Raw genomic sequence first — 7,480 nt, forward strand, 5'->3', positions numbered from 1 at the left:
TTCTCTTAAGAGAACTTCATATTCCTCATCTCCAGCAAAATATGTACGATTGTAGTCAAAGTCTGTATCTGTTACATACATAGAAAAGATTTCCCATTTAGTGATTTTTTTTAAAGTATCAAGTTCAATAATAGGATGAGCTTTTAAAAAATCTTTGTCTTTATACTTGACTAGATCTTTAAACATAGAGCCATCTTTCATATGATGACCATATATAATAGTATTTTTATCTGTCCTATCCCTCTTATTGCGATAATCCATAAAGATACTTCCAGCTTTAGCGTGTTTTCTATGTATATTATGGTTTAAGTAATAATTATTATCTTTAGCCTGTAATACTGGATAGTCAATCTTAGTATCTTTAATCTTCACCCACCCAACTACATCTGGGTTTATTTGTAAGAGAGATTCAAAATCAAATAGATTTCTTTCTCCTCCTTGTTTGAGAGTGTCCTCAGACTGAAAAGTATTTCGTAGTTGATTATTTAACCTATAATTTTGAAAACTATCCCAAAAGTATCTTCCCATAACAAACGAACAATATAGTATTACTATAGTTAACAAAGACATACAGACCTTAGTAAGCAGTTTAAATTTACTTTTTCTCTTTGTCAATACTGCACCACCTTATATACATTATATTTTTTACGGATAGTCTATCATGAAAATGAGATATATTACAAGCTCGTTATTCATTCATTTGATATACTTAATAATTTTATATATTATAATCGACAATTGTCTAAAAATAGGATGATTTGACTAAAAAAAATTAAACAGGAGTGAATTTATTATTTTTTTGTCAAAATACCAGTTATTGTCTTGTTTACTAAATAATATTGTGATAAAGTAAACTTAAGTATTAGCAATAACTGGATAAATAAATTATGAAAAGAAAACAATACTCTAATCACACTAAAATTTATAAATATCAATATATTATTGGCTGCCTTTTGGGTTCGATTTTTTTTGCCATTCCCTTAATTGTGTTTCTGAGAGTTGTACCATTATCTCATGAACTACTGTCGTATTATCCGACAATTAATGGCTATATCGTTGACCTTTCCTTGTTCTATAAAAGTAGAGCCTTTGTTTTTGTTGCTACTTCTTTATTTCTAATCTTCATTGGCGAAAGAATTTATCCTGAACAAAAAGTTTATGCAAATATTTTAAAGAATAATAATAAAAAGTATTTGCTGTCTTCATTGCTTTTTATTGCTTGTATTGTTATTTCTTTTCTATTTTCAGAAAATAAATCCATCTCACTGTGGGGGGCACCTAATTCTTACGAAGGTACTCTTATATGGATTTCATATCTAACTGTTTTTTTAATATCTCTAAATTATTTTGAAAACCATTTCTATTACAAATTCATAAAGAGTTCAGTTGTATTTATTATGATTGTCTTTTGCCTATTTGGACTATTTGAGTATTTTGTTACAAGTCCTCTAGAGACTCCATTATTTCAATATTTGATACTTTCAAGAGATTACTGGAATCAAATAGGAAATCTAAATTTAACTTCTTATTTTGGAAACATCTCTTTAACTCTTTCTAATCCTAGTTATGTAGGACAATTTTTAGTATTAATTTTACCTATTTTATTTACAATCGGCCAAAAGTCAGAACATGATAAAAAGAATTATATCCTATTGCGTTTATTGTCAGGCATGAGTGTTTTTTTATTGCTCTTATCAGGAGCTACAGCTGCATTATATGCATTCGTTATTGGTTTGATTATTCAATTAATTCTTCATAAAAGGAATATAAGAAAGCAAATAATATCGTCTCTTCTTATTACTGCTTCCCTCGTAGTGATCATACTACCCTTTCAAAATATAGGGATATTCAGTGATTTTTAGGCGATTTTCAAAAAGACAGTTTCTCCGTAAATGAAAAATATTTTACTATTAAGGATATTCTACTTACGGAGAAAGAAATTCACTTTAAGGGCTCAAAAAATGAATTTACCGTTAATTACAATCTAGAAAATGATGAGTATCACTTCTATTCAAAAGGCGCTGAAATACCCTATACAAAAAATAATAATATCTATCAGCTTACTGAAAGTGATTTTAAAAATATACAAATCACTGATTATGACAACTATTTCGGTGTAGACTTCGGTTACAAGGGAGCTCTCTATTTTACTTTAGTAAATAATGAGTACAAAGCTATCGGACCAAATGGACAGCTTATTCATGAAATAAATAATCATGGAGCATTTGATTTAAGTGACAAACAACTACAGTTTGCCACTGGAAGAGGCTACATTTGGAATATTAGTATACCTTTACTAAAAGATACCATCTTAAAAGGCTATGGCATAGATACATTAGTTTTTCATATACCTCAAAATGATTTTGCTGGTAAATTAAATTATCATGGTTCAGCAAATATGGTTATTGATAAACCCCATAATATGTATTTGCAAATTGCATTGCAATCGGGCATTATTGCACTTTTGTCTTTTGCTTTGATATTGGCTTTTTACTACACGTCTTGTTTTAAAAATATTAAGAGAGCACGTGACTCTAATTCAGAACACTACAGTATATTTGTAGCAATACTCAGTGGGGTTACAAATTACCTTATATGTGGTTTTTTCTATGATAGCAGTATCTCTGTTGCACCTGTCTTCTGGGTGTTTCTAGGCATAGGTATCTGCATTAATAATAAGATACAAACTATACAGGATCATAAAAATAGCAAATAAAAGCCATGTTGGGGGTGAATATTAATTTAACTAAATTGCTACTATATTGTCGGTATAGATATGTATAATAAAAATATTTTATAGGGGGAGAACAAATGACAAAAACATTGAAAAAGACAATATCATCTATTATTGCCTTTTCTCTACTTTGCGGCACTATTCCAGGCGTAAAATTAACAACAGTTCAAGCAGACGAGCAAGAGAAAGAATTAGTTCAAATTTCAGAACCTGGGGAATTCGATGATGCGGCAATTTATACAGATGGCTCAATTGTAGCATTTAACAAAGAGAAAGCCGGAACAAAAGTAAGCACATATGATAATTCTAAAAAAGTTTTTAATGAAGTGAACACTTATGATTTTAATGAATGGTATTACGGCACCCGTTCGATTATACTTGAAAATATTGTTATTACAAAGGATGGTAAAACTGGCTTTCTTAATAAATCCGGTTCCATTACTATTGAACCGCAATACGATTATGTAGAGCAAGGAATCGCAGGTAAAGCACTATACCGAGCGCAGATCGCTGGCAAAAGAGGATATATTAATGATAGAAATGAAGAAATTGTGCCAATCAAATATAATCATGTAAGTTACATAGGTAATAATAAATTCCTAACACAACTCAATGGTAAAAGCACCATATACGACAGTATTAACAAAAGTGAAACTTCACTAAATTACCATTATGTTACTAGTTTTTCACATACAGATAAGTTCTTAAGGATTCATAGCGAAGATAATAAGCTAGGTGTTAGCGATTTATCAGGGAATCTCATCATTCCAGCTACTAATTACAACTTAGAAGCTAATGATGATAATACCTTTCTAGCTGAAGATGAAAACGGTAGTTGGATATTATTAGACGCAAAAGGTGAATTGCTTAAGGATTTTGGTAGTGAATACGTTTTAATTAATGCATTCACTAATGGATTAGCTCGCGTTTATATAAATGGCAAATGGGGATTAATAAATAAATCAGGGGATCAAATTATTGAACCCATTTATCTCTCTATATCTGACCACTCAAAGGGATTCGTAACAGTTAAGGGAGACAATTATCTTCAAGGATTATTTGCTACAAATGGAAATAAAATACTCAAACAAGAATATAACGAAATCATTACAGATCGAGCTGATAATTATATTATTGCTGGTAATGCAAATAATAAGAAAGGAATATATGATTATAGTGGCAATCAAATAATTCCCTCTGAGTATCATTATATTGGAGATTTTAACAACGGTTTTGCCAGTGTCAGCATTAACGACAAATACGGTCTTATCGATAAAACAAACAAACTTATTGTAGATATCGATAATGATAACCTAGAAATTGCAGGTAATACTGTGAAAATAGCTAATGACGGTAAAATGACACTATATAAGATAGTAGATAAGGAAGAGCCTAAAGTCCCAGATAAAGAAGAACCTAAAGTCCCAGATAAAGAAGAACCTAAAGTCCCAGATAAAGAAGAAGATTCTAAACTAGAGAAACTAGAAGAAAAACAAATTGGTGATGTTAAAATATCCTTATTTGCTAAACCTGGTGTAGTAGAAGAAGGTACCGTCGTAGAAATATCACCTATCGAAGATAAATCTATAAAAAATACAATCAAACTATCACTTGGAGACGAGTATGGAAATTATGTCGCTTATGACATCAATCTCTTAAAAGATAATGTCAAAATACAGCCTAATGGTGAGATTACACTATCTATAAGCATACCTGATGGATTTGATAAAGATAGATTGGCAGTATATCGAATAGAAGACAACGGTACAAAGACAAAAATGAATGGTTCAGTAGTTGATGGAAACTATCAATTTAATGTAGACCATTTTAGTGTATATGTACTGGCTGAAGCTACTGAAAATGAGGATGCAATAATCCCAACAGATAATGAAACAAATAACGACCAAAAAGTAACTGACACCAATACAACAACAGAAAATAAAACTACCGACGAAAGCGCTAATGCAAAAAAAGAAGTTAACGATAACAAAGACAATGAAATTCCCAAAACAGGAGATAACACTTCAATAGGATTCTTTGCCATGTTATTCTTCTTAGCAGTTAGCTCACTAACATTTATAGTTATTAAAAACAAAAGAACTCAAGCATAGTATTTTCACGTATTACATTACAGGACTGCTCACTAGTGTTCAAAAAACGTTAGTGGGCAGTCCTGTTTTATGTTTTATTTAAAAAGCATATAGGGCAATTAACCTCTACATTTTCAAGAGTCTTCATCAAACGCGCCTATATACCCTGTAAAAAGGGAAGCTTATTGGACTAAGCTTTCCTTTTTACTTTATTGCTGATTCTCTGCAATCCATTGATCAAACATCTTAATAGTGGCGTCATATGTTTTGTTGCTGATTTCAGGTAGTGTTCCGCCCCATGCTTCTTTCGCTTGTTCAAAACCTTTTATGAAGGCATCTTTCATCAGTTGGGCTTTGGCTAGATCTCCACCTGATAATGCTTTGGAGAATTCAAAGATTCTTTCTGAAGTTTGTTCTACTCCCCAGTAACCATTTTCAGAGATTTCTTTTAATGCTTTTTCCCTTGTAGCACTATCTATCTCCAGATTACCTGTATCTTGAAATTTTTCGCCTTGCTGCATGATCAACTTCTCGACAATATCTCTTAGCTGCTGGGTTTGCTTTTCAGATTCCATTTTCAATTTATTGATTGTAGCGGTATCCTTCTGGTACGTCTTACCTTCACTCTTCGTCTCTTTGCTGGGAATATAAGCGTCTGATTCTTGAGATGAAGTTTCTACCACACTTTTAGGATTCTCCTTTATTCTGGTATGATCGTCTTTGTGATAAAGAGAAGAAACAACAACCTTGTTTGTAGGATTGACTTTCATTTTCTCACCTCTTTTTTTAGATTTATATATTTATTATTATGTAGCCTACTTATTACAAATTTCATTTATGCTCCTATTTATAATATCTGTAAAAATCTAATTTGTTTAAGCTAATAAAGTAAAGTACAAAAAAGATATATCGAAGCAGGGATTCTTTACTCCAATATATTTCAATTCAATTTTTTCTTAGAATTCGCTTAGATTTCACTCTATTGAGTTTTTTTGATTTTATACTTAAATAGGTATGAGCCCTCGACTAAAGCCTCTGAGTGACTAGGGTAGTAGTTAAGGTCTTAAATACGCTACTAGCTTTTAACAACTAGCATTTTAGTCACTGATAGTAGCTAAATGGGAGAATGAATCTTCCATTCTTATCTCTTCTTATTTATTTTGTGCGGAGCTATTGCCATATTTATACTATTAATATATAATAATGATATTAAAATAATATCAATGGAGGTTTTTAATTATGGTCGAGGAGAAAAATAAATTTATTGAAGATGAGATTCTACCGAAAACGCAAAATGGAATGGGTATTTTATTACTAAATATTGCATTGATGATTCTATCCATAATCTTATTTATCTGTAGCATATCTTTTATGGAGGGAATATTTCAAATTATCTTCCCTATTCTTAGCATACTTTATTTCTTAATCATTGGTCCAATAATGTTTGCTGGTCTTAAAATTTTAAGGCCTAATGAGGCATTAGTCTTAACTTTATTTGGAAAATACTACGGCACATTAAAAGGAGAAGGATTTTATTTTGTCAATCCATTTGTAACTGCTCTAAATCCAGCGGCAAAGAATGCGACTACTGGCAATTTATCCGTAGATTCCACAGTAGAAACAAGAGTTGGAGAAGTAAACATTAATAAACCAAGCATATCCAACAAAAAAATCTCTCTTAAAGCTATGACTTTAAATAACGAAAGACAAAAAATCAATGACGCATTAGGCAATCCAATCATTATAGGTATTGTAGTAATCTGGAAAGTTAAAAATACTGCTAAGGCAGCATTTAATGTAGATAATTACACCGAGTTTCTTTCTATCCAATGTGATTCAGCCCTAAGAAACATTGTGCGCCTCTATCCATACGATACTTTTGGTGAAGATAACGAAAAAACACTAAGGGGGAGTAGCCAAGAAGTATCCCTAAAATTGCAAGAAGAAATACAGTCTAAAGTAGAAGTAGCTGGATTAAAGATCATGGAAGCGAGAATCACCCATTTAGCCTATGCTCCAGAAATTGCAGCAGCTATGCTACAGAGACAGCAAGCCTCTGCAATAATCGATGCAAGACAGATGATTGTAGAAGGAGCCGTAGGTATGGTGGAGATGGCATTAGATAAATTAAATGAGAATAATATTGTAGAACTAGACGAAGAGAGAAAAGCAGCTATGGTAAGCAATTTGTTAGTCGTATTATGTGGAAACAAAGATGCTCAACCAATCGTCAATAGCGGATCACTATACTAAAGATAAGACATGGAAAAAAAGGATAAAACAAAAAAACAGTTGCTGCTGCGTTTATCTCCAAATCTATGGGAAGAAATCTCCAAATGGGCAGAAGATGATTTTCGCTCTATAAATGGTCAAATTGAATACTTGCTACACGAATGTGTAAAACAACGCAAGAAAGGCAAGACCAAAAATCCATCCGAATAGGATGGATTTTTTACTTCTTCTTGAATTACCCCTTCTGCAGTTCGCCCCTATGAGATGACCATCACCAAAAAATCGGACTTAATACTTTTGAAATAATGCCGATATAATGATACAGTACTCCATATTAAATATTATATTGTAATTATGCTTAATTTTATCTTAATAACTCAAACTTCGCACATCTAAAATTACATTAAATTATTGAAACAGGACA

Annotated in this window: 7 protein-coding genes; 5 read left to right on the forward strand and 2 right to left on the reverse strand. The window is 31.6% G+C overall.

The annotated features are described in order from the left end of the window. Positions 1-615, reverse strand: a 615-nt coding sequence (gene srtB / locus Q7P22_RS12765; RefSeq protein WP_303864735.1) for a class B sortase, incomplete at its 3' end; no start/stop codon positions are given. Between the two features lie 272 nt (positions 616-887). Between srtB and Q7P22_RS12770 the strand changes: the two genes are divergently transcribed. The 3 genes from Q7P22_RS12770 (at position 888) to Q7P22_RS12780 (ending at position 4,845) form a co-directional block, all read left to right on the forward strand. Further along, positions 888-1,862: a hypothetical protein gene (locus Q7P22_RS12770; protein ID WP_303864737.1), complete on the forward strand. Its 975-nt coding sequence runs from the start codon at positions 888-890 to the stop codon at positions 1,860-1,862. A gap of 344 nt (positions 1,863-2,206) precedes the next feature. After that, positions 2,207-2,716, forward strand: coding sequence for an O-antigen ligase family protein (locus Q7P22_RS12775; RefSeq protein WP_369695541.1), 510 nt, complete (start codon positions 2,207-2,209; stop codon positions 2,714-2,716). A 95-nt stretch (positions 2,717-2,811) separates the two neighbouring features. Further along, positions 2,812-4,845, forward strand: coding sequence for a WG repeat-containing protein (locus tag Q7P22_RS12780; RefSeq protein ID WP_303864739.1), 2,034 nt, complete (start codon positions 2,812-2,814; stop codon positions 4,843-4,845). 188 nt (positions 4,846-5,033) lie between these two features. On the opposite strand, the gene Q7P22_RS12785 is transcribed toward Q7P22_RS12780, so the two are convergent. Further along, positions 5,034-5,594 carry a hypothetical protein gene (locus tag Q7P22_RS12785; RefSeq protein ID WP_303864741.1) on the reverse strand — a complete coding sequence of 187 codons (561 nt, stop codon included), beginning with the start codon at positions 5,592-5,594 and terminating at the stop codon, positions 5,034-5,036. A 469-nt stretch (positions 5,595-6,063) separates the two neighbouring features. Here Q7P22_RS12785 and Q7P22_RS12790 point away from each other — a divergent pair, with 469 nt between their 5' ends. Both Q7P22_RS12790 and Q7P22_RS12795 read left to right on the forward strand, forming a co-directional pair. After that, the gene (locus Q7P22_RS12790) at positions 6,064-7,077 is read left to right on the forward strand and encodes an SPFH domain-containing protein (protein WP_369695540.1); all 1,014 of its coding nucleotides are present in this window, start codon (positions 6,064-6,066) and stop codon (positions 7,075-7,077) included. A 9-nt stretch (positions 7,078-7,086) separates the two neighbouring features. Then, on the forward strand, positions 7,087-7,266 hold the full coding sequence (locus Q7P22_RS12795) for an Arc family DNA-binding protein (protein WP_303864742.1): 180 nt from the start codon (positions 7,087-7,089) through the stop codon (positions 7,264-7,266). Positions 7,267-7,480: the final 214 nt, after the last annotated feature.

Origin of the sequence: Alkalibaculum bacchi (assembly GCF_937875145.1) — a bacterium.
Lineage (GTDB): Bacteria > Bacillota > Clostridia > Eubacteriales > Alkalibacteraceae > Alkalibaculum > Alkalibaculum bacchi_A.

Coding starts and splice junctions, on each gene's coding strand:
- Q7P22_RS12790 (WP_369695540.1), top strand. CDS start 6,064: ATGGTCGAGGAGAAAAATAAATTTATTGAAGATGAGATTCTACCGAAA.
- Q7P22_RS12780 (WP_303864739.1), top strand. CDS start 2,812: ATGACAAAAACATTGAAAAAGACAATATCATCTATTATTGCCTTTTCT.
- Q7P22_RS12785 (WP_303864741.1), bottom strand. CDS start 5,594: ATGAAAGTCAATCCTACAAACAAGGTTGTTGTTTCTTCTCTTTATCAC.
- Q7P22_RS12795 (WP_303864742.1), top strand. CDS start 7,087: ATGGAAAAAAAGGATAAAACAAAAAAACAGTTGCTGCTGCGTTTATCT.
- Q7P22_RS12770 (WP_303864737.1), top strand. CDS start 888: ATGAAAAGAAAACAATACTCTAATCACACTAAAATTTATAAATATCAA.